We start from the raw sequence: 22287 nt of genomic DNA on the forward strand, positions 1-22287 counted from the left end.
ACGACTTAGGCTTGCTCGTGCTACTGGCTGCTACCATGCTCGCGGCTCAAATGGATTTGGTAGCAAATGGTAGCAGGCCGGTCGCGAGAATCATCAACCTCGGCGACCGCGCCAAGCCGTGGCGGGTGACCTACAAGGACGCGGGCAAGCGTAAGACCCAGCACTTTGCCTACAAGCTCGAAGCCGAAGAATTCGTCGCTGCGCTCGAGAAAGAGCGGCAGATGGCCGGTATCGGGCTGGCGCTACCAGCCCAGGAGCGCACCAACTGGCAGCGGATCAAGCGAGCTGCGGAGGCCGCAGGCCTGCCGTTGGATCGGGCCGTAGATTTGGCGGTAGCAGCGATTGCTACCGCGCAACGAACCACGGTCACGGTCGAGCACGCCTACGACCGCTGGCTGGTGGATTGCGAACGGCGCAACCTGCGGCCGAAGACGCTGGCCTCCTACCAATCGCACGTGCTGCCGTGGAAGAGGGGCCATCATGAGGAGATGGTCGACACGATTGACCTGCCAGCCCTGTGGGCTCATCTCGAGAGGACCTACCAGTCGCCGTCTGGCTACCGCTCGGCGGTTGGCTCCTTTTCGGCCTTTCTGAATTTTGCCGCCACCCAGGGCTGGCGGGAGCCGGTGAAGGCACAGAAGGGGACCGTGCGCCAGGACGAGCACACCATTGCCGCGCTCCGGTGGGATGAGGCGCGCGACCTCATAGACGGCGCTCCGCCCCATTACCGCGCCGCACTGGCGCTGGCGCTATTTGTCGGGCTCCGGCCGGAGGGAGAGCTGCAACGGATCACATGGGATGCCGTCGACTGGGAAATGCGGGTTATCCGGATCTCGGGTAAAATGTCCAAGGTCCGAGAGAAGCGAGAACTGACCGATCTGCCTTCAAGTGTGTGGGCATGGCTCGATGCCTACGCTCCGAATCCGGCTCGCGGGAAGATCGCGCCGGTTGATACTCAACAGTGGTACCGTACGCTCACGAGCGTGCGAGAATCGAGAGGTATTCAAACCTGGGGGCACGACATCATGAGGCACTCGTTCGCCAGTCACGCCTACAACCTCGGCTACGAGTGGGCCATGAGCGTCACTGGGCACGAGACCCAGCCCCGCACATTCGTTCGACACTACAAGCAAAGCCGCACCCGAATGGAATCGGCCATGTATTTCTCGATCTTCCCGGACGGCGTCTACTCGCCGCTGGAGGTGCCGGACCGGTGCCGCCCTGCGTTGCGCATTTAGCTACCGGCTCTTGATCACGCCCGCGCCGAAGTAGTAGCACATGATCATAGTGGCCAGGTGCGTGTGCAGGGGAGTGATCACGTAGCCTGTCGTGATCGCCGAATACATCTCATCCGCCTTGCCGAAGATCCAGAACCCGCCTCCTGCCTGTGTGTAGAGGTAGGTAGTGACCGGGTTGAGTCCCGCAAATTGCGCTAGGGCCAAGACTGAGGGGATGCCGAAAATGAAGAAGCCGGCCATGATGGCCAGGATGCGGCGTGTCCATTCGCCACCCCGGGCATGGGCGGCGTTGGCGGAGGCATCGGCGAGGGCCGTCTGACGAGCCAGCAACTCGAGCGTGAACTGCTGCTGGGCGTGCTTGAGGGCTTGGATCTTGGTCCATGCCCCGACCGCCAGGCTACCCAGTCCAGTGATGACCTCGGTCGGGATGCCGGTGAAAAAATCAGTGAGCATTGTAGTCGACTCCGATCAGCCAGTTGGATTGGCGGTAGCCGCCGCGACCGTCCTCGAGGTAGAGGTAGTCGACTCCGGGCCGGTCTTCACCCGCGCGGACGTAGGCTGGGATCGTGCGGGACCATTGCGACTCGTGCTCGCGGGTGAGCGCCGGGTATTCCTGGGCGGTGGCAAGGCGGAACTCGGGGGCCTGGCGGCAGCCGGTCTGGCTGCAGCCGCCGATGGCGGTCGCGAGCAGGACGGCGGGGAGGATCAAGAGGGCGGCGTGCATACGATGGCCGCCGGATGTCAACCGATGATGCCCGCTGCCTGAAGCCGGTCACGCAGCGCGTGGATGGTGCCAATGGCTTCGGCCAGAGCGGTCCGCAGGTGCTCGCACTCGTCCCGTAGCGACTGCACCTCGGCTTGCGTGGGAGGATCGGAGACGGGTAGGGCGCCTATCACTCCGGCGGCCGGCAAATCGGTTGTATCGACGTCGGCGACGGCGGGGCCGCGGGGAACGCGCTCGAGTTGGGTGCCGTTCCACTGGAAGTGGTCGCCGTCGGTGAGACCGGCGGCGGGGATGGCGAGTAGGTAATAGGACCAGGCACCCGCTGCGTCGGAGAGGCGGACGTTGCCGGTGTCGGTCTCGAGCGCGGGTTCGACGGCTTCGGCGGCGATGGCGTCCAGCTCGGTGGCCGTGCGGCGCAAGAACTTGATGCGGGTGGGAATGACTTGAGCCATGGCTTAAATTGCGGCGTTGCCGTCAATGATTACGGGCTCGGAGAGCTGGGTGTGCAGCTCGAGTGAATGTTCGGTTGCGTCGACCAGATCGAGAGTTCCGCCCGCTCCCACTGGCTGGGCCTTGACGTAGATGGTGCGCTCGGCGGTGGTCGAGGCATTGGCGACTGAGGACCACGCGCCACTGGTCAACAGAAGCAGCTGGCTACGGAAGGCCAAGTAAGCGGGTGAGCCGGCGGAGAAATCACCCTTGGTGGTTCCGAGGCGGCCGCGCAGGGCGTAGACCGGATACTGATCGCCTACCGGAGACTCGAGGCTCTTCACGGTCAGGATCTCGTAGTTCGCCCCGTCGACCACGATGAGCAGGAGGTTGTCGGCTAGAACCTCTTCTTCGCTTTGGGTCCCGGGGATGTCGCCGAATCCGAGCGGCGCCGGCACGTATTCCTCGATCAGGATGCCGCCGGTTTCATCGTCATCTTGCCCAGAAGCGGAGAGCGCTGCGCTCAGCTTTACCGGCACGGCGAAGGATATTAGCGTGCCCATTTCGCTGAAGGCGGCGGAGCCATTGAGACGCCAGAAAAGCGAGGCGTAGCGGGTCTGGTATCCCGATCGGCCAGCCAAGGCTACCAGACCGTAGGCCTCGCCCCCGGCGGCCGCTGAGGTGGCCTGCAGCACGTGGAAATACTCGAGGTCGCCCGGGGCCTCGGGAGCCTCGAAGACGGGATCGTCGACGCCCGCATCGGCTCCCTTCGGGCGCAGGCGGCGCTCTGATTCGATCCGCAGCCGCACGGGTCCGCCCCGCGAGGAAAAGCCGGAAGCCTGCTCTGCCCGCATCACCTCGCGAAAGCCCATCGGCGCATACTCGAGCACAAAGGGATCCCCGACTTGCAGGCCCAAATCCCACCAGCGGGCGAAGCGCACCGAGATACTGCCTTCCCAGTAGGGAGTCACCGCCTGCTCGCCGATCTCCGTAACCTTGGCGGCCGCCTGGGCGTCTCGCACGATCCAGTCCATCGTCGTCTCCTGATCGCGTTCGCCGTCGGTCTGGATGCGGCCGGCGGGATCGTCGAAACGCACGATGCGTTCCTGGTAAGCGTTGCTTTCGGAGACATACTTCAGGTTGATGCGGTCGGGCACCTCCGCCGGCGTCACCGGGTTGAGGTCCGGCAGGTCGGTCAGATCGTCTGCTGTGATAACGGGCAGCCCTGCCGGCTCTTCGCCGATCAGCACGCGCCCTGCTTCGATCTTGCCGGTACGGCCGACACGAAACCAGACGTCGCTGTAGTTGCGCAGCCGGTTGAGCGCCTCCCTCAGGCGCTGCCCGGAACTCAGGGCCACCGAGAGGTATTCGGTCGCCTGACTATCTTCGAGCGCTGCGGCGATGGGATCCCATGAAGCTGAGTCAACCTTCGAGGCGGCAAGCCCTACGCCGGTGACCGGGTTGGTCAGCCATTCGGCTGCGACAGCCATCGGGCTTACCTGGCCATTATCCAGCGTCGCTACGACCGTCTGCTGGTCTGCCTCGCGGCGATAAACGATCTGCATGTTCGGAACCGAGTCCCGCTCAAAGCCGCAGTAGAAGTCCTCGAACACCACCAGCACACGGCGGCGGTAAGGCGGGTGGGAGCGCCCCGGTTTGGTCAAGACAGGATCCGTGAGCACTTGATTCGTGGTGCCCCAGTAGAAGTAGACGCGGCCGTCATAGGTCTTCTCTGCGCCCTCGGAGCCAGTGGCCGCCAGCACGAAGATATAGGGATTAGCGGCCGTCGTTCGCAAGACCGGGCTGGCTGGTCGCCAGACACTCTTGCCATCGACGATCAACTCGATCAGCGCATCAGCCGTGCCGAGGCCGGCTACACCCGCAAACGAGGCGTAGTAGTCGTAGCCGATGACCGTCTTCCCTCCACCTTTTCCGCCGCCGCTCACTTCTTACCTCCAGAGTCCTGTTTCACCGGCACTGTGCGCTGGTCGTAGACCTGACCGACCCACGAGAGCGCGATCGGCTGAGTGCCCGCCAAGTAGGGATAATGCCGCTGCTGATTGCTTGAGACCTCGTCCGCCGCGATGTTCGCGAGGATCGGCTGGTCTGTTGGTTCGTCAAAGTTAGCGGACATCGTGCGGCAGGATCCGGAAGGTGGTGACGATCGGGCGGCTCCAACTCGGGTCGAGCAGGTTGAAGAAGGCGACGCCGGAGCGGTGAGTGGTAGACACAATCGCGCCGAGCTGTCCGTCGACAGTGCCGAGGAAGGTTGCCAGGTGATACTCTCCCCCGATGGTTTCGCCGGTGAGGATGTCCCCCGGCTGCAGCGACTCGACCAATCGCAGGATCCCGAAGGACTCGTCTGGCAGCTCGACTTCGCGGCACTCCGGTCGTGTGTGGAAGAACGAACTCATGCGGCGCACCTGAAGCATGCCGGCAATACCGGATTGGCCGCGCGGAATCGGAAACGGGCCCCATGCACCGGTCGCGCAGTGCAGGGCGTAGACGAGGTTGTGGCAGTCGCAGGCCTTGCCCTTGGCGCTGCCGTTGGTGCGAAAAGGCGTATGCAGCCATGTGCGGGCTTCCGCGATGAGTTGGGCCTGGCGTTCCGGGGTGTCGTAAAAGGTCGGCGTCATTTCTTCGCTCCAGAATTTTGAGACGGGAGGTCGACCTTGAGCAGGCTGAGGTTGCCGGTTGCCACCAAGGCGCCTCCCCAGTTCGCGTAGTTGTCAAACGCGAACTGGCAGGTCGTGCGCCGTCCGTCGCAGCCGCGCACGAGCACGAGGGCATCCCCGACTGTGGGGAACGTCTTGGGATCGCGGGCGAGCGTCACGGTGATGATGCCGGAGGAAAGAGCGGTGGACTGCTGGATGCGGACGATGTCCCCGTTGAGTTCGACGTAGCCGCGGGCAAACCAGTTGATGCTGCCGAAGCTGGCCGGGAGCGGCTGCCCGTTCTCACGAGCGAGGCTGTTGACGGTGAAGGTGAACGGATAGCCCGGCGTGCCGACGTCGGTCAGCAGGGCGGTGAAACGCCAGTTCGCCAGTAATAGGCCGCAAGCCTCTCCGTAGAGAGGCCATTGGCAGGTTCCGGCAAAGCGAGCTCTGGGCACGAAGTTGTCGAGCACCCGCCAGAGCCCGCACTTGGACTTGAGCGTGCTGCCGCTGGCCTTGGGCTCGCGGACCTCTCCGGTGAAGACGCGACGCGCGTTGCTGGCCGTTTCGCCGGAGACTTCCGCCAGATCGATGGCAAGGCCAACCGTGCCGCGCTCGCACCTCCAGAGCTGGAATACCGGCGCGATCTGCCGGTCGCAGGTCAGACTCACGGCGTCGTTGAGGTCGAGCGTGTGGGTGATGTCCGCGTGCTCAATCTGCTCGGCGAGGTAGACGTTGCCGCCATAGCTCAGGTCGCGCTCCCAGCCGGTATAGCGCCAGGTCTGGCCGCCGCTGGTGAAGGTGTAGAGGCTGGCCAGCTTGGGTTGCACGCCAATGGATGAGCCGACGGGCGGATCGTAGGCGGCGGGCACCTCGATCAAGTCGAGGTCGATCTCGCCCACCTCGTCCGTCTCCCACTGCACCCGGATCACCCGTCGGTCGAAGCGGGTCAGGAGCAGCGGGCAGATGCTGGTTTCGTCTTCCCGGAAACTGGCGGCCGCAATGCCAGTGAGGGTGAGCGAGCTTGCGGCGGTGCCTGTGATCTTGAGCGGGCGAATCTGCTCGCGGTCACACAGCGCGAGGTAGGGCGGCATCCCGGCCAGCGCCAGACCGTCCTCGACGGACAGGACAGAATCGCCTGGCTGCACATCGGCAGTCAGGCGGGTAGGGGCGAGGTTGCCGCACATCCAGAAGGCGTCAGCGGTGCCCTGCCGGTCGAGGAAGAAGCGTAGGACGGCGGAGGCCTCGGCGGCTTCGAGGAATGTGCACTGCAGCCCGAGTTCCTGTCGGCTTTGTGCGCCGTGGTAGACGAGTTGATAGCGACGCCCATTGCCCAGCGTCTCGCGCTCCAGTTGGATCGTGTGGGACTCCTTGGGGCTGCGGCTCCAGTCGTGCCGGAGTGGGAAGAGCTTTGGCGTAGAGGCCGCGAGGGCAGGGCCGTCCGCAGCGGCAACGGTCGCGATCTGAAGCGCGTGAGAGGCGTCTGAGTCTTCCTCGAAGTCAACGCCGAACGCCCAGTCCTCGTCACTGTCGAAACCGCCGCCGGGGTCGTCCAGATAGCCGAGGAGCAGCGGTGCGGTGTAGGTCTGGGCGTCGGCACCGTAGGCAGACGATGGAGCGAGCCCGGTGTGGATCTCCCAGCGGCTGAACGTCGGCCAGCCGATCTCGTCGACCTGATAGGAGATGTTCAGCCCGCCGTGGATCTTGGCAGCGGCATACTCGGCGCGGGGCTTGGCGGCGGGCCAGAACGGCATCGCGACGCGCTCGGTGGTCATGGCCCGGAGCGCCCGCTTCACGGCAACAGCCTCATCGTGGATCAAGTCGGCCGTAAAGGTCAGGCTCGTGCGTAGCGTCTCCCCCGCCGGGTGCCCGGCCTCGAGATTGGAAAGCCCGGCCTCCACTCGACCGGGCAACTCGTGTTCACTGCGGACCCGCCGCGCCCAGTTTGGGGCGTAGGGCCAGAGTAAGAGGCTTTCGCCTGCGTAGTTGATCTGGATCATGAGCGCAAACGGCGGATTTCGTCTTGGGCCATGCGGCGGATTTCGACCTCGCCCGGGATAGTTTCTTTGAGGCGCTGGGCTTCGGCGTCGGTCCCGACAACGTAAATCACGCTGCGGCTGAGGTCGCTGGTGTCGGCTTGGACTTGGGGCGCGTAGGTGTTGCGAGTGGCGGCGCGTTCGACGGCCGCGTAAGGATCGGTGATCGCCGGACGATTCGTCCAGGCGCTGCCCATCGCCGAGTCGCCAGTTACGTAGCCACCGTCAGCGTAACCAGCCATACGGGAGAGCTGCAGGCCGAGCGGGTAGGACATCTGGTCGACGCCGCCGGTGCGCATCTGCTCGACTCTGGCCACGCCTCCGGAGCGCGCTACGTCCTCCTGGCTCCAGACAACTTCGCCCTTGTGCACCACGCCGGCGGTTTCGTATTTGCCGCCGTCGCCAGTATAGCCGCCCGTGTAGAAGGCTCCCATTGCAGCCATGGCGGCGAGCACCAAGGCCAAGCCCACAATCGCAGCTACACCGAAGCTGCCGATACTGGCGAAAGTGGCATTAGTCGCCAGCTGGGGCGTCTTCATCGCCTCCTGCTGCATCGTCTCGGCCGTCTCCTTTTTCTTTAACATGGAGCCGAGCGCGGAAAGGGCCTTCATAGCCCCCTGCATCATGACGTGCTTCGTCAGCCACGCGGCTGCCATGTCGGCGATCCCCTTCGTGAACGACGCAAAGACGCTTTGGCCCACGCTGCGTAGGCCTTCCCACGTGATCTTGCCCGTCTGGAATAACTTATCCAGCCCGTTGGATAGCCCCGAGAACATGCCTTCGAAAGGAGCTGCCGCGATGGCAGCCCAATCCTCCGAGCGCTGCTCAAGCTCTTCGGAAAGGCGGTCCCATTTGTCTTCCGGTTCGTATTGCGACAACGGCGAATCTGGGACGTTCCCAAATTCATACGGATCGACGCTCCCGCCAGTGACGGGGTCGACGGCATCGGGGATTCCCGCCCCCGCTGAAAGTTCGTTGAGTTCTCGGGCCTTGGCGACGGCTTGCTCGATCAGTTGCAGGCGTTGGCGCTCAAGCGCGGTCGCCCGGGCGATCGCATCAGGCGTGCCTTTGGCCAGCAGGTCGCGCTGTTCTTCGTCCAGCTTCTCGAGTTGCTTTCGGTAGTAGTCCTCGTAAGCCTGCCAGGTATTGTCGATCCGCTGCTTGACTGCGTCCTCGATGTCCTGTTCTACGCCTTCGCGGCGCTGGCGGTATTCCTCGTCGAGGTTGGCCAGCGCTTGGGCCCGGGCGGCTTCGTCGGTGACGCGGGCGGTGATCGCCTCGCGTTCGCGCGACTGCTGCTCATCGAGGATCTCAAGATAGCGGTCGTGATACTGTTCCGCCGAAAGGGCACCGCGCTCGAATTGGTTCTCCAGCGCGGATGCCTGCAGGTTGAGACCCGACAGTTCTTCTTGGCGAAGACCAGACCGACGTTCTTCGGCTTCGCGGTCCAGCTCCGCTTTTAGGCTGGCGATATCTTCCTCGAGCTTCTTCCGTTCGGCTGCTTCGTCGATCAAAGCCGACCAGTCGGCGATCCCTTGATACAGTTCCGCTTGAGAAGGCGCCTCCTGAAATTGGCGCTCCAGCTCAGGATCAAAACGGCGGATGCTGTCGCCCATTGACGATGCGGGGGCATCCTGTGCGGCTAGTTGCCTCTCGATGGCTTCCTTCGACTGGACGGTGCGCAGTCGATCGATCTCCGCCAGCGCTGCGTCGACGTCTACTTCGGGAAGCGCATCGCGCCGGGCCTCCATCGCGGAGAGCTTTCCTTCCTTCGTCTCCGGACCTTGGAGATAGGCGCGGTTGGCCTCCAGCTCCTTCAGGCCTCGCTCGCGTTCGCGGTCGGCTTGTCGGCGGAGCTGATTTGCCCGCAGCTCGGCCAGCGTCACCTTTTCTGCTTCGGCTACCTGCTGACGCAAGAGCCGCGCCTGCTCACGGCTTTCCTTGGTGCCCTCGCGCTCCAGCTTCAGGATCTCTTCGCGCTTGTCCTTGATGTAGTCCAGCAGCTCGGCCTCGCTCTGCAACTCGCCCATGCGCTCCGCGTGAGTCGCCGATAGCTGCTTGAGACCGTCTTGGATACGCTCCTGCTCCTGACGGCTCGCCCGCCAGGCGGCGGTCCACTGCCAGATCAGCGTGATGCCGACGGTGAGTGCCGTCACCGCCAGTCCGATGGGATTGGCGGCGAAGGCCAGGCGGATCGATGTGCCGAGAGCGCCAGCCCCGGCGGCCATCTTGCCCATGAGGCCCGTCGCAGAGCCGACGCTGGTGGAAAAGCGCCCGACCATGGCAGGCCAGCCAGCAGCGGGAGGCCCTTGGAAGAATGCGGCCTGTTTGGCTTTGTTGAAACCGAGGGTAGCGGCGGTGGCCTTGATCGTTTCGATCGTATACTTGCTGATGCTGAGCGTCATCGCTCCAACTCCCACCGCCGACGCCGCCCAGATCAGGGGTGAAGCATACTCGGCGAGAGTCGCCAGCACCTTCGCCGCCCCAATGCCGAAGCGGGTCAGGTCGCCCAACAGGATGCCCATTTGGCTCAAGAGCGGCAGTCCGCCTTCCACCTCGTCGATCACGCCTTCGAGCGAGTCCTTCAGCGCGTCATAGACCGGCGCAAAGGCTTCGGCCTGTTCCATCGCCACGGCGTCTTGCAGAGTCGAGGTTAGTCCGCCGAAGGTGCGGCTCTGCTCCTGCATGGAACCGCTGGTGTGTTGGAGCGCCTCCCGAATGGCGCTCATGGCCTGCTCTACGCTGCCGCCGCTCGCGGCCAATGCTTCGAGCCTAGCCTTCGACTCGGTGGAGATGATCCCCATTTCGAGCAAGCGCCCGGTCGCCTCGCCGATGGGCTCTCCGCTCTGCAAGCCGCTGTAGAGCTTGCCCACCCATTCCGACACTTCGGCAAAACCTCGGTTTGCAAAGGCGGCCGAGTCGCCCACGAGGGTCAGGTTGTCGCGAGCCGCGAGGGTCGAACCGCCAAAGGTCTGCAGTAGGCGGTTGGCCTGGATGATGTCCGGGAGCTGGAATGGCGTGTCGGCCGCGAACGTCACCAGATCGGACATGCGGCGCTGCGCAACCTCGGCCGATCCGGTGAGAGACTTCAGGCCCACCGTCTGCGTCTCTACCATCGCGTTGAAAGCCACGCCGGCGGCGACGGACTGCCGCGCCATCTGTGGGAGTTGCGTGACCGACTGGGCGAGTTGCGCCCCCAGCTGCAAGAGGGCTCCGCCCTTGATGAAGGAGGCGATGCCAGCCAGCCGAGCATTCAACTCGTAGAGAACGTTGCTGCCGCGTTCGAGGTCCTTCCAGTCGCCGCGAGCGTTCAGCTTGATGTTGAATTGCGTGTCCATTTAGGCTAACCTGATCGTGATGTTGGTGATCTTTTACCTCGTGCTGCTGCCGGTCTGCTGCTTGATGCAGGTCGTGACGGGGCAGTTGGAGTGGTGGCAGGGCCTTTTATCATGGCCCTTGGGCATCCTCCTGGGTGAGTTCTGCCGTCAACTGTGGTTGCGGATCTGCAACGCCTAGTCCCGCCGACTGGCCTTCTTGAGGTGGCGGCGGAATTCGCGGTAGCTCTGGTGGCCCTTCTTGCCTCCATGGACTGAGGCCTCGGCCGATCTGAAGGCGTCCATCTCGATCACGATCTGTCGGTAGCGGTCCGCGACAATCTCGCGGTAGAGCAGCTCGATCTTGTCTATCGGGTAGTCGAGAACCCGGTCTGGATCGTGCCCGGCGCGCACCAGCGTACCGAGCACGGCGGCGATCCCTACGCGCTCGCCTTCGCTTTCGCGAGCTGCGCGTCCATGGCGCGGGCCATGCCTTCCTCGATGAACTTTTGCGGATCGACGCCCAGCGCTTTCATCCGCTTCTGCTGACGCGTCCACCAGCGATCGAACAAAGGGTCGTTGATCTCACCGCCTTCCTCGAGGATGTCCATCAGGCTCTCGTCGGTCAGCTGCTTGAGCCAGGCGCCGGGGCGCGGCTCGCGCGGGTCGAGGTAGGTCTGCGCCAGCGCATAGTCGTCGCCGCTCGCCTCGAGGAGCTTGTGCATGTGCTGCAGGCCGACCTTGTGGACGGTCACCTCGTGTTCTTGGCCTTGTCGGTCGATGACGGTGAGCGTCTTGCGCCCCTCGGTCAGAATGGCCATGTCGTGGCCGTCGGTGTTGGTGTTCTCGGTCATGGTAGGTTGGATCTCAGGATTCGGAGCTGGGAGGGGAAACTATACCGTGCTGGTCCCTCCACAGAGGATCTGAGGTGTCAACGCCGCGGAGGATCTCTTCGACTAGCACGACAGCGGCAGAGATGGTCGGACGAGCCGCGGGCCGATCCTCCAGATTCGCGCTGACTGTGACGGTGTAGGTCGCATCAGGTTGGCTAAAGGTCAGATCGAGCGTGAGGCCGGCTCCAGCCCACGTGACAGTTGCGGTGCCCGCAGGCAGTTGCATTGCGAGACTGACGAGGCCATTGAGGTGCTCGCGCAGTTCGTCGTCACTCAGGTAGGGGCACATGTCAGCAAACCGAAGCTGGGCCCAATCGGGTAAAGCGTCCCATTGCTCCGGGGTAAGTTTGGAATTCGTCTCCATAAATATTGGGTGGGCTTACAGAGCGCGGCCTGCGTCAAGGGACAACGGCTGCATTGAGTCGTCATAGTTTTCGACAATCCGGAGCGTTCCCTGCGTGCCGATGAAGAGAGCGATCCGGGTTTCCGGGGTGCCCCCATTACGGAGGACCAATGGAGAAAACCTACCAGCGTAGATTTCGGTCTGCTTATTGATTTTCAGGCGGTTCTTGACCCGGTCGAAAACCATCCAGAGATCACGATTCAGGTCGTTGGTTGACCACAGTCCAACCCCGAAACCGTAGCCTTGCTGGCCGCCCGGCGCCGCTTCATCCCACAGCGGTTGCACCCCCCAAGTGATGCTGTGGTGGGTAACGCCGAGGCCATACATGTCTGTAACGCCCTGACTGCCTGTCCAGCCCATGTAGACGGTAGTAGGACCGCGCAGCACATTCGGCGTAGGCATACCCCCGGACACGGAATTTGACGGCCAAACCCGATAGAGGTTGGAGGTCGTGATGCTGGGGTAATACTGGATGTTCATCGAGCTGCGACCCTCCGCAGCCAAGCCTCCAGGGCAGTAGATCAAGCTGTGAAATCCGAGCGTGTCCGTCCGCTCCCGGCCATAGATGTTGCCCTGGAATGAGCGACAGCCATCGCTCATTCCAATAGGCGCCGGGCACACGATCCAGCCATTGGTCCCTGGTGCCGTCGGATCTTCGCTGCCCCAGTTGCGCAAAGCGGTAACAGGCGAGGCCCCCCAATCGCTGGAGCTGCCATCGTTGATCGATGTAAACACGCTTCCGATGGTGTTGGAGTCGGCACCGGCATTGGTGAAGTCGCAGTCACCTCGATCAATCCGATACTGGTGCCCAACTACCAGCTCGCCTTGAGTCGCGAACAAACACGTCTGGTCGTAAACGCCCTTCGGGTTGCTCGGCGCCGAGAAGCCAATCTGCATGTTGTAGGTGCCACCCCAGTTCGACTTATCGAATTCAATCAAGCCGTAACGATACCGCCTGCAACCGCCAGCGGTGAGAAGGGCGTAACTGTCGCCGTCGACCACGATGCTGGAGCAGTTGCGGGTTCGGAAAATCGGGGGGTTGTAGAGGCCGTCTGCCAGTGTGACCTGCGAGGTCTCCTGCTTCAGATCATAGAACTTGATGTGGTTGGTGCTTGATGGGCCGTCGATGAAGACACACCCGCCGCACGTCGATTCGATGTGGGTCTTGATGAACGTCACCTCGTTGGAGGATGTGCGCGTTACATGGCCGCTTGCGTTAACGTGGGCGAACGCCCGCACATTGATCGTAGCGATGTCCGGGTTAGACATGTGACCAAACCCGGTAATTTTCGTATTGATGAAAACCGAGTCGAACATGCCAACGATTTCGAGGCCAGCGCTATAGCTCTCTCCCGAATCGGAATTTGGCCCAAACAATCGCAAATCCTTCACGGTTGTGGCAGTAACCCCTTCCATGTGAAGCATCGGCCTTGTCGCCTTCTTATGATCGAAGCCAGGGTAGTTGCGAACGGAGGAGAGGTGGAGCCCTTGGATCTGAGGCCCATCTGTGAGGTCGTGCGACATTTGCTGCCAGTCGGCAAGGTTGCGACCGAAGCGAAAAGAGACGTTTGCGGCACGGTCAATGCCGTCAAGGAAGTGACGGCGAGAGGTGTTGACAACGTGAACTCCGTTCTGCTTACACCACACATCCTTCGCGATGGCGTAACGTCCAGACACGTCAACGGCCTTCCAGCGGTTCAGCACGATGTTGAACGCATCGGCAGCGTCGATCACGTTGCCCTGGCTATCGGTCCGATCCCAGCCCAGACGCCCGTCGACCCATACCGGTCGGGCGGGCGCGCCGAAGGGCACCTGGCTCTCATTGAGATTTGCCGCTCCTTCGTCTAGTAGTAGCCACTGATAATGGCAGTCTCGGATCCGGCAGAACAGGCTCAACACGGTATCGCCGACCACCCGTAGCACACCGCCCTTCGGCGCAAGTTCGACGTGCATCGGGATGGATAGGTTGGACTTGATATACCAAATCCCCGGGGGGATTTCGATCACCCCGCCCGCGCCTGCCATGGAGTCGATCAAGGATCGGATCAGCGGCGCGTAGTCGAAGCCGAAATTACCCGGCGGGCTGATCTGTCGGAAGCTGCGGGCGACCGTGCCGTCCAAGCGTTCGAGAGCCTGTCCGGCGGATCCCGGGCCGTAGGCGACCGTCTCCGCAGTAACCGGAAGGAGCGTCTGAGATGGGAAGTAGGCAGGTACGTTGACCAGCCGTTCCCACGGCACTACTTGTTCGACGCCTTCTTGCGCCTCGGCTCGGTAGAGGACGTGGAAGAAATCCGATTGAATGACGTCGAAGCCAGGCTCGACCCATCGGATGCGACCGTAGAGGGTAGGGTAAGCCAGCCCGCCCAAGAGCCCGCGCCCGGTGTCGAGAGTTGCCCGGTAGGTCGCCTCGCCCTCGTCAACGCTCCAACTGCTGACCGTGCTGCCGGGGATGGGCGTCTCAAGATCGTCCGGCACGTATAGATCCAGCGCGACGGTGGCACCGTCGGCCAGAAGGGTCGGCTCCGTGCCATTGTAAAAAACGACCTCCAGCAGGCGCGGACCTCCCCGCGAGATACGCACGGGGAAGTTGAGGAGCTGCCGAGTGGCCAGATTGATCTTGAGGACTACGCTCATCGTCTCGGGCAGGCAGCAGCGCTAGACGCGCTTGAGCATGTAGCCGTCGGTGAGGACGGTGATCTCGACTTGCGGCTCGGCGTCGGCTTCGCCGTCGGCGGTAAAGCCGCTGGTGACCGTGAAGCGGGCGAGGAAGTCCTTGTGCGCCATGACCCAGTTCGACTCGTCGTCCTGGTCATACCAGAAGATGCGGCACATGCGCTCGATGAAGCCCTTGCGGTTGGGCTTGAGCTTGCGCATGTAGTTGCGACTCGTGGAGGTGATCGTCTCGCTGGTGATGGTCGGCGTGATCACGTCGTCGTCGATCGGCTTGAGCCAGACGATCTGGCCCAGGAGCGGGTCGAGGCGGTAGTCGATACCTTCGGCCAGCGTGGTCGAGTCGCCAGCCGCGCCATAGGCGGAGTTCACGCCGGCGAGCACAATGGCTGTGATGGCTTGCACGGGCTTGCCGCTGGCGTCGAGGACGTCGGTGCAGTCGCCCGCCTTGACGGCTTCGCCGGTCGAGGTGGCGTCGAAGTCCCACGCGGTGCCCGCCACGGCGCTCAGGCCGGTCTGGGCGTTGTCCGCACCCGCCGAGCCGAAGTCATAGTCCGCGTCCGTGAAGAAGACCATGTTCACGATCTTCTGGCTCAGCTCGTTCGAGGTGACGTTGTATTTCGGCTCGATCTTGGTGGTGTGGGCGCCGACCGGACGCTTGATGCCACGCACCGGGACCATCTTGGTCTTGGTCTCCGAGTTCGGCGCGTATTCGAGCGAGGCGCTGCTACCGAGCAGTCCGTAGCGGCTGTTGGTCTCGGGAGTCTTGCCGTTGCCGACGTAGACCTCGGCCGTCATGGCCACTACGTCGCGCGGGTTGATCTGGGCGATGACAAAGTCTTCGGCGCTCACTTGGATTCCTTGGTTTCAGTGGAGGTGGAGGGAGAAAGGGCTTTGGGAGCCGTGGGCGCAGTGGTGGCGGCCGGAGTGGGTGCGGGCTTGGCAACGCCGAGCACATCTTCGACGAGGGCCAGTTCGGCCTCGGGAATCTTGTTGTCCTGCATCGTCTTCAGGACGTAGGGCAGCCGGTCGGGATCGGCCTGGCGCAGGAAGCCGACGAGCTGCAGTCGGCGTTCGGTCGGCACCTTGGTGTGCTTCGCGGCGACGGCGTCGGGATTGTCGATCAATCGGATCATGTGGCGGATGGGTAGATGTTGGTGATTAGCGAGTTGTGCAGGTCGCGTTCACGAAGTAGACGGTCAGGCCATCATCGAGCGGTCCCGCTTCGTAGGCGGGCTTGCCGAGGTTGAACTTGGGTTTGGCTCCACGCGGGCCGCTCCATTCCGGGCGGTAGATCGCCGTCAGAACCTGCTGGACCAAAGCGAGGCAGGTGAGGCCGCTGGTGTTCGTCTCCGGGTTCTCGAGCACCGAGATCAGGATCTGGTTGTCCATCACCAACTCGGCGCGGGAGGGCTCCTTCGGATCGCCCAGCGCGAGGGTGACCACGATCACGATGCCAGGATTCTTGAGCGCCTCGGCCAGCCGCCGGTTGTGCTCGGCGTCCGCGCTGGAGAGGATCGGGCACGACTCCGGCACATCGCTGGCACGCAGCAACGCAATCAGGTTCGGGATCACCTCGGGGAGCTCCATGCTCCGCCGCCGGTGTCAACCGCGCCGCATGGTCTGCCGGAAGGCCTGCTCTTGCTTGCGACGGATGTAGACCTGCATGTCGGCCACCTCACCGGCCAGAACCTGATCTACGATGCCGCGCTGCTGATTCTGCTTCACCACACCCTCGAGGTAGCTGGTGATGATGACGCGGGGATCTGCGAGTCCGGCGCTCGTGTTCACATCGGCCTTGCCGATGGTCCGGCTGCGGCCGCCCTGGAACTTCTTCCCCGTAGCCTTGAAGTCGCCACTCTGGCCGTCCTTGGCGCGCTTCCACTCCCGAAAAAGGAAGCCGACCGAGAGGAACTTGATCGACGCCTGGCGCAGCGCGATTTCCTCTTCGAGTTCGAGGCGGGTGGGGGATGGCCGCCGCTTCTGGAACTGCTCGCGGATCTTCTTGTTACGGATCTTGACGAACCGCTTCTTGGTTCCCGCTCCCCGGCGGCGTCGGCGCTTCACGCGATAGCCGCGGGCTTTGAGGTCTGTTTCCAACTCGTCCTTCGTAGGCGCCAGATCCCGGAAGCGCTTGTAGATTTCCCAACGGATGCGGGTCGCACGGGCGTCGAGCAGCGGGCCAATATCGCGCTTATTCCAGGCGATGTATTCAGTCAGCACCAGTTGGAACTGGTGTGCCGCTTTGCTGTCGAGCTGCAGGTTCAGGCTCATAGCTTGCCGATGAACTTCAGGAGCGCGACCACGGCCACCGCTACACTCGGAATCATGGCCGCCGTCCAGGCGACCTTTTGCAGTGCGCCCACCTGATTCGCCAGGTCTTTGAGATCGGAGCGCATGGCGCGAATCTCTGACCGCACGCCGTTCGTCCCGTCGACGCCGATCAGCAGGTGATCGAGCTTCACGACCCGCCGTTCAAGCGCGTCCACCTGGGCCTCGAGTTTTGCAAGACGCTCGTCCATCTCAGGAGTAGGTGACGGAGCACGTGAAGATGACGGTCAGCTTGGCGGGCTTGCGGTCCGCGCTGATGAGGCGGTAGCTCGCGCCGCTGGCGTCTTCGAAGTAGGCACCCTCGCGCGGCAGCCCGCCGGGGAATGACGAGAGCCACGTCTTTACCGTCACCGCGTCGTCGTCACCTGGGGTCAGGTCGTAGGGTTCGGCGTCTCGGTCGATGTCGCCCAGCAGTGCCTGAAACGGGCTGCCCTTGTGGGTCAGCTCGATACCGGAAATGGTCAGCAGCTCGGCGAACCCTTCAGCCTCGTCAATTTGTCGTTGATTCACGCGAGGCTCACGGTGTCAACGGTCGGACGCAAAAGGGCCGCCTGCCTTGCGGCAAGCGGCCCGAACTGTGAACGAGTATCCAGCCAAAAAAAGGTGCTTTACGCGGCCGGCTTGGTGATGCGCTTGATGCCGTCGGTGAGCGCCTTCTTGTAGCCAAAGAGGCACTCGAAGGCGACGAACTCCTTGCCGGCGTCGTTGTCGTAGAAGCGACGGTAGCCGAAGGTGATGCCGGTTTCCGGGTCCGTGACCGGCGCCGCCTCGAGGTAGGACTCCGGACGCAGCGGGGCGAGGTAGCGCATGGCCACGGCCAGTCCGGACGGGTGGGCCGCGAAGCCGACGAGGTCTTCGTCGTTTTCGGGCAGCACGACCGTATCGTGGACATTGAAGCCGTAGATGCGCGGAACGAGGGCCTCCATCAAGGCGGGCTGAGCCATTTGCGCGAGGTAGCTCTGGCTCACCGTCTTATCGGCCAGCAGCGCCGTATAGTAAGCGTCGTCGAGAATCAGCGCACGCTCCGTCGTCGGCATCTTGGCGGCCGCACAGCCGCGCCGGATCTGGAGCACGGTGCTTGCGTCGAAGTCCGCCTCAGCAACGGGGTCGATCACCGGCGCACCGTAGTTGGCCAACGTGATGACAGAGAAGATTTCCTGAAGCACATCGTGAGCGAGTTGGTGAGCTTCCGCCCGAGCCTGGCGTTCGAGGGCAACGAAGCTCGACTCGGCGAACTCGCGGTCGGTCAGGTGGAAGCTGCGCACAAAGTGCTTGTCGCAGACAACTTCGAGACCAGTCGTGGTGCGGTCGGCGTTTGCGCTGTAGCTGCCGCCAAAGGTCGAACTGTTCGGGAGGCTCGCGCCGACAATCGGCACCGTGACGGTCTTGCCGCGCTGCAGAAACTCGGGAGAAAAGTCGGTGGAGAAGACCATCAGCGAAAGCAGCTTCGCGCGGTAGGCCTCGAGGAACGCCTGGGCGATCCGAATATCTTGAATGTTGGTCAGCGTGTTGGCCATGGTGGCAGTGGGAAATGATTACGTGGTGGGTGAAGTGTCAGCGGGCAGGCGGCTATCGGCTCAGCTTGTCCTTGTATTGGCGGTAGAGGCGAGTTTGCTCGCCGGGGGACTTGGCCGCCTTGATCCTCGCGGCGTAGTCCTCGCTGGTCTGGTCGCCCTTCGACGTCACCGGGGCGGGCGTCACGCCGACGCTGGCGCAGATGTTCGCAGCTTCGGCCTCAGCCGTCTTCGCATTGGCCTCGAGGTCCTTGACCTTGTTGGCGAGGTTCTGGCCCTCTTGGCGGCTTTCCTTGAGCTGCTTTTGCAACTCGGTCACCTGCGTTTGCTCCTCGTCTCGCGAGGTCTCAGCGGCCTGCAGGCGCTTTTGCAGATCGGCGTTTTCGGTCTGGAGGGTCGTCAGCTGGCCCTCGAGTTTGGTGGCCCGTTCTTCGGCCGCGGCAAGGCGTTCTTCAAGTGTCGGCATGCCCGGCTCGGCGTGTCAACCGGCGGCCGCTTGGGCGATCCGTGCGAGCATCGCGGCGCGGTTGGGCACGGTGGCCGTCACGAGCCCGCGCTGGGCGGCCTCGCCTCCGTAAAAGCTCTGGCCCTCCATCGACCCCGGGTCCACAAACCGGCGCTTACGCGTCACTGCGTCCTTGAACATCACGTGCACCTGGTCGACGCGGGCTTGAATGAGCGCCCGCTGTTCGTCGGTCAGATCGGTACCCGGGTAGCCCATCGCCTTGTAGGTGCCAGCCTTGACCATCTCGGTGAAGAGCCCGTTTAGCTCCATCCACTTCGTCACGTTGAGCCAAGCGGTGAAGACGCCGATGCTGCCGACGTCCGCGCTTGGCGTGCAGAAAATCGAATCGGCCCGGCTACCGATCCAGTAGGCGGCAGAGCAGGCCATACCTTGCGTGTAGGCAAAGGTCGGCTTCGGGAACTCGGCCACCAACTCACCCAGCTCGGGCACGCCCGACAGCGTCCCGCCAGGCGAGTCGATTTCGAGCAGCAGCGCCTTGACCTTGTTGTCCTGCGCGAAGTCCTCGACTGCCGCCGCCGCGTCCAGCACATCACACGCGCCCCACATCTTTTCGATGGGCATCAAGCCTTGGCCGATGGGCCCACAGATCGGGACGATCCCGATGCCGTCTTCTACTCGCGGCTTCGGCGGCTCGCCGTAGATCTCCGCCATCGCCTCCTGATACCACCCGCACCGCTCCACAAAGGAGGTCAGCAGGCGCGGCTCGATCAACAAAGGCTCGTGGCGGAGTAGGGCAGTGGCAAAACGCATGCCACGACGGGCTTGTCAACGGGGGACTGAAAGACGTTTTAACTCACCTGCAAAAGTTCGAAGTGCACGTCTATACTTGTAGATGTCGTCGAAACTTACACGTATTCGCCTAGAGCAGTCGATGGAACTTGTGTCTACTTCTCCAAGTTCTAAAATGCCTATAGACTTTTCACACCAGTATCCGTTCGAATGTAGTAGTGTGTTTCTGATTGCGATAAGCTCGAACATGCCCTTAATGCACCAAGTATGCTGCGTAACACCCTTTAAGCGCTTTTGGTAGTATTGAACATAAGCTGTAGTTGAGCTAAGTGTATCAGTATGTTCCCCCTCGATGTCTTTATATATGGATTGGCAAATGGCATCCGCTGTCGCAGCCAATCCTATCATTAGAGCTTCAGCTCCATCTTCAGCGATCAGGTTAAACATTGTTTTGCCGTCTTCACTGCTGAGACGAATGTCGCCATTGCTGTATTTTTGACTTCTAAGAGAACTATCGAAGCCAAGGTCGCTTTTGGACCAGCGCTCAGAGTCTAGCAAGATGCTGTCGATTAGATCTTGGTCCGACCAGTCAATACTCTTTGCATGGGAGATGGCTACAATAAAGCCTGCTACGAATTGACTCCATCGTTTTGACAGGCTTATTGATTCGTCGTTCATAATTGAGCTTCTATTCGATCTAGATCTAGAGAGTCAACCTATTGAATTGTCGTTCTGTTCTGCCACCACCTGCGTCCCGCTCGGCTTCCACAGCATGGACACGGGCACCCCATACCGTTCCGCTGCTTCCACGATTGCAGCCGCATCGGCTGCGCGGCGCTCAAGTTCTTCCCGGAAGTCCATGCCCAACTCGGCGTAGTGGTCGCTGAGCGTCTTCAGGCCGGTCTCCACATCGGCGCGGTTCTGCTGGGCTTCGCGGCCGGCATCTACGGTTACCCGGCGCGGCGTCACCCAGCTGACGAGGTTCCAGCCCTTTTTCGGCGCAAGTAAGCCGCGGTCGATGGCGTTGCCAATCACGTAGCCCCAGACGGGCACGAGGAAGCGCTTGATCAGGATCATCTGCCGATAGGAAAAGCGCCGGTCGGCTTTCGCCACCACCAGGCGGGTGGCTGCGCCGCCCACCTTGGAAGGGTCGGACACAAACTCATAGGGCAGCATCCCCGCCGAAGAGTCCCGCAGGAGCGCATCGTAGAAGCCCATGAAGGTCGGGCTCGGGCGCTTCGATTCAAAGGCTTCGAACTTCTCGCCCGGGCGCAGGGAGATCGTCTTCCCGCCAATGATCCGCTGGAGCGAAGCCGGGTCTGTGGGATCGTCGTCGGCCGCTCCACTCAGGCGAGAAGCCAAGTCGTCTCCACTCAAGCCCTCGGCGTCCCGCGTGATGACATTGGCCGCATCCGAATTGGCCTTCACCGCGTGCTTCTCGAGGGCCAGCAGCTCGATGGAGTCCTGCACGTTCAGGATCGAATGCTGGAGAGTCGGAGCACTGCGAAGCGCGCTGGCGTTCTCCGGCTCGTAGATGTGCATCATCGCGTTCGCGGGCACATTGCGGGTCGATTCGTCGTCGAGCCGCAGACGGTAGGCAATGGGCGCGCCATAGGCATCCACGATAACGCCGTCCTGGCTCTCAAACGGGAGGGAAGGATCGCCGATGCGGTGGGCTTCGATCAGTTGCAGGCGCGGCCAGTCGTTCCGGTCGCGCACCTTCATCACAAAGTATTCGCCGTCGACATCGAGCCCACGGCAGACGAGGTGCTGGCACTCCTCGAACGAAAACCGCCGCGTGATCTCGGCCCGCGCCGCCCACTGCTTGAAGATTGCTTCGGCCTGGCGGTTCCACGCATCATCGTCCGTCTGCGCCTGCGGCTTCATCCCGTCGCCGGTCGAATAGATCGCCATGTCGCCCACGATCTCGCGCGAGAAGCCCGAGTTCTTTTACAGGTAGCGCGACTTGCGCACCAACTCGCTGCGCGTGCCCGAGGTCAACTCCTTCTTCGCGTCCGTCGGCGCGGCCCCAGGGATGCGCGCCCGCCGGTGAGAGTAGTTAGCCGACTCGTAGGCCGAAGAGGCCTGCATCGCAGGCGCGGCGTCAGCCCACGAAAACGAGGTGTTCGGCAGTTGGTGCGTGCTGGTAGCGAAGCCCTCGGGCTGGGCTTTCGGTTGGCTTTGGCGGCGTCGGAAAAGCTTCACAGCGGCAGGCACCTGTCAACGAAGGTGCCCATCACTCTGCGCGGCGGTGCGTAATTCTCCGGGTCGAGCTTCTGCAACGCCCGCTGGCACGCCGCGATGATCTCGTGGATCTCCGAGATCCGCCGCTTCGTCACGCTCGAGCCGTTGTCGGCGTAGGCCTGCTGGGTGCGCTTCAGCTCCGCCTTCTGCGCCTGAAGGATTTCCTCGACCTCTGACGTGGTAAAGCCTATGGAGTAATCAACTGCCGCCATGCAGGCGGGAGGATGTCAAAGGACCAATGAATCCTATCGTCAAAAAAATGCAGCAGGCTGTGAATCATGCGTCCCCTGGGCGTAGAACTGCCACAATTCATACGGAGTTTTTCATTTACTCCCATGAGCTAGCTGAAATGGAGCCTTCGGAGAGAAAAGAGGCTGTAGAGGTGGTAACGGGCAATCAAAATTACAATGCTGAACTCAATAAGCTTATCCGGCTTAGGATGATGCTGCAAGAGCGCGGTTACCAAATCACTCCACCGCCTCGCTAAGGCGTTAGAAACGGGAGCTGAAGTCACTCTTGCTGACTTAGCGGAGAGGAGTCCTCGGAGGCTCCGCTCGAGCGGTATACACTCAAGGGTTTAAT

At 62.5% G+C, this 22287-nt stretch carries 25 protein-coding genes and 1 pseudogene; 2 read left to right on the forward strand and 24 right to left on the reverse strand.

What is annotated here, in order from left to right; genetic code table 11:
* Nucleotides 1-35: 35 nt before the first annotated feature.
* On the forward strand, nt 36-1238 hold the full coding sequence (locus tag Q7P63_01055) for a site-specific integrase (protein ID MDP0498662.1): 1203 nt from the start codon (nt 36-38) through the stop codon (nt 1236-1238).
* On the opposite strand, the gene Q7P63_01060 is transcribed toward Q7P63_01055, so the two are convergent.
* Genes Q7P63_01060 through Q7P63_01095 form a run of 8 tightly spaced genes read right to left on the reverse strand, consistent with a single transcriptional unit; the run spans nt 1239 to nt 10419 of the window.
* Complete coding sequence (locus Q7P63_01060; protein MDP0498663.1) at nt 1239-1691, reverse strand: hypothetical protein; 453 nt, start codon at nt 1689-1691, stop codon at nt 1239-1241.
* The gene (locus Q7P63_01065; GenBank protein MDP0498664.1) at nt 1681-1962 is read right to left on the reverse strand and encodes a hypothetical protein; all 282 of its coding nucleotides are present in this window, start codon (nt 1960-1962) and stop codon (nt 1681-1683) included. The genes Q7P63_01060 and Q7P63_01065 overlap by 11 nt, the downstream gene beginning before the upstream one ends.
* Nucleotides 1963-1979: 17 nt before the next feature.
* A complete protein-coding gene (locus tag Q7P63_01070) occupies nt 1980-2414 on the reverse strand; it encodes a hypothetical protein (protein MDP0498665.1) in 435 nt (144 codons plus the stop codon).
* A 3-nt stretch (nt 2415-2417) separates the two neighbouring features.
* Entirely contained in the window at nt 2418-4337 is a 1920-nt protein-coding gene (locus Q7P63_01075) for a hypothetical protein (GenBank protein MDP0498666.1), read from the reverse strand.
* Nucleotides 4334-4525: a hypothetical protein gene (locus Q7P63_01080; protein ID MDP0498667.1), complete on the reverse strand. Its 192-nt coding sequence runs from the start codon at nt 4523-4525 to the stop codon at nt 4334-4336. The genes Q7P63_01075 and Q7P63_01080 overlap by 4 nt, the downstream gene beginning before the upstream one ends.
* The gene (locus Q7P63_01085; GenBank protein MDP0498668.1) at nt 4515-5027 is read right to left on the reverse strand and encodes a hypothetical protein; all 513 of its coding nucleotides are present in this window, start codon (nt 5025-5027) and stop codon (nt 4515-4517) included. Before Q7P63_01085 ends, Q7P63_01080 begins: the two co-directional genes overlap by 11 nt.
* Complete coding sequence (locus tag Q7P63_01090) at nt 5024-7045, reverse strand: phage BR0599 family protein (protein ID MDP0498669.1); 2022 nt, start codon at nt 7043-7045, stop codon at nt 5024-5026. Before Q7P63_01090 ends, Q7P63_01085 begins: the two co-directional genes overlap by 4 nt.
* Nucleotides 7042-10419 (reverse strand): hypothetical protein, encoded by a 3378-nt coding sequence (locus Q7P63_01095; protein ID MDP0498670.1) that lies wholly within the window; start codon nt 10417-10419, stop codon nt 7042-7044. Before Q7P63_01095 ends, Q7P63_01090 begins: the two co-directional genes overlap by 4 nt.
* Before the next feature lie 19 nt (nt 10420-10438).
* Between Q7P63_01095 and Q7P63_01100 the strand changes: the two genes are divergently transcribed.
* A complete protein-coding gene (locus Q7P63_01100) occupies nt 10439-10597 on the forward strand; it encodes a hypothetical protein (GenBank protein MDP0498671.1) in 159 nt (52 codons plus the stop codon).
* On the opposite strand, the gene Q7P63_01105 is transcribed toward Q7P63_01100, so the two are convergent.
* The 16 genes and pseudogenes from Q7P63_01105 to Q7P63_01180 form a co-directional block, all read right to left on the reverse strand.
* The gene (locus Q7P63_01105; GenBank protein MDP0498672.1) at nt 10594-10824 is read right to left on the reverse strand and encodes a hypothetical protein; all 231 of its coding nucleotides are present in this window, start codon (nt 10822-10824) and stop codon (nt 10594-10596) included. The genes Q7P63_01100 and Q7P63_01105 overlap by 4 nt on opposite strands.
* Before the next feature lie 11 nt (nt 10825-10835).
* Nucleotides 10836-11249, reverse strand: a complete 414-nt coding sequence (locus tag Q7P63_01110; GenBank protein MDP0498673.1) for a hypothetical protein — start codon at nt 11247-11249, stop codon at nt 10836-10838.
* A 418-nt stretch (nt 11250-11667) separates the two neighbouring features.
* Nucleotides 11668-14325: a hypothetical protein gene (locus Q7P63_01115; protein ID MDP0498674.1), complete on the reverse strand. Its 2658-nt coding sequence runs from the start codon at nt 14323-14325 to the stop codon at nt 11668-11670.
* A 21-nt stretch (nt 14326-14346) separates the two neighbouring features.
* Entirely contained in the window at nt 14347-15213 is an 867-nt protein-coding gene (locus Q7P63_01120; GenBank protein ID MDP0498675.1) for a hypothetical protein, read from the reverse strand.
* Nucleotides 15210-15497, reverse strand: coding sequence for a hypothetical protein (locus Q7P63_01125; GenBank protein MDP0498676.1), 288 nt, complete (start codon nt 15495-15497; stop codon nt 15210-15212). Before Q7P63_01125 ends, Q7P63_01120 begins: the two co-directional genes overlap by 4 nt.
* Before the next feature lie 25 nt (nt 15498-15522).
* Nucleotides 15523-15951, reverse strand: coding sequence for a hypothetical protein (locus tag Q7P63_01130; GenBank protein ID MDP0498677.1), 429 nt, complete (start codon nt 15949-15951; stop codon nt 15523-15525).
* Between the two features lie 15 nt (nt 15952-15966).
* Nucleotides 15967-16635 (reverse strand): hypothetical protein, encoded by a 669-nt coding sequence (locus Q7P63_01135; GenBank protein ID MDP0498678.1) that lies wholly within the window; start codon nt 16633-16635, stop codon nt 15967-15969.
* Complete coding sequence (locus tag Q7P63_01140) at nt 16632-16883, reverse strand: hypothetical protein (protein MDP0498679.1); 252 nt, start codon at nt 16881-16883, stop codon at nt 16632-16634. The genes Q7P63_01135 and Q7P63_01140 overlap by 4 nt, the downstream gene beginning before the upstream one ends.
* 1 nt (nt 16884) lies before the next feature.
* Nucleotides 16885-17202: a hypothetical protein gene (locus tag Q7P63_01145; GenBank protein MDP0498680.1), complete on the reverse strand. Its 318-nt coding sequence runs from the start codon at nt 17200-17202 to the stop codon at nt 16885-16887.
* A gap of 98 nt (nt 17203-17300) precedes the next feature.
* Nucleotides 17301-18209: a hypothetical protein gene (locus Q7P63_01150; GenBank protein ID MDP0498681.1), complete on the reverse strand. Its 909-nt coding sequence runs from the start codon at nt 18207-18209 to the stop codon at nt 17301-17303.
* Nucleotides 18210-18261: 52 nt separating this feature from the next.
* Entirely contained in the window at nt 18262-18672 is a 411-nt protein-coding gene (locus tag Q7P63_01155; protein MDP0498682.1) for a hypothetical protein, read from the reverse strand.
* A gap of 15 nt (nt 18673-18687) precedes the next feature.
* On the reverse strand, nt 18688-19482 hold the full coding sequence (locus Q7P63_01160; GenBank protein MDP0498683.1) for a S49 family peptidase: 795 nt from the start codon (nt 19480-19482) through the stop codon (nt 18688-18690).
* 15 nt (nt 19483-19497) lie between these two features.
* On the reverse strand, nt 19498-20139 hold the full coding sequence (locus Q7P63_01165) for a hypothetical protein (protein MDP0498684.1): 642 nt from the start codon (nt 20137-20139) through the stop codon (nt 19498-19500).
* 33 nt (nt 20140-20172) lie between these two features.
* A pseudogene (locus Q7P63_01170) lies at nt 20173-21396 on the reverse strand (phage portal protein).
* Between the two features lie 15 nt (nt 21397-21411).
* The gene (locus Q7P63_01175; GenBank protein MDP0498685.1) at nt 21412-21666 is read right to left on the reverse strand and encodes a hypothetical protein; all 255 of its coding nucleotides are present in this window, start codon (nt 21664-21666) and stop codon (nt 21412-21414) included.
* Complete coding sequence (locus Q7P63_01180) at nt 21663-21917, reverse strand: hypothetical protein (protein ID MDP0498686.1); 255 nt, start codon at nt 21915-21917, stop codon at nt 21663-21665. Before Q7P63_01180 ends, Q7P63_01175 begins: the two co-directional genes overlap by 4 nt.
* Nucleotides 21918-22287 lie beyond the last annotated feature (370 nt).

The sequence above is a fragment of the Verrucomicrobiota bacterium JB022 genome (assembly GCA_030673845.1).
GTDB lineage: Bacteria > Verrucomicrobiota > Verrucomicrobiia > Opitutales > Oceanipulchritudinaceae > WOUP01.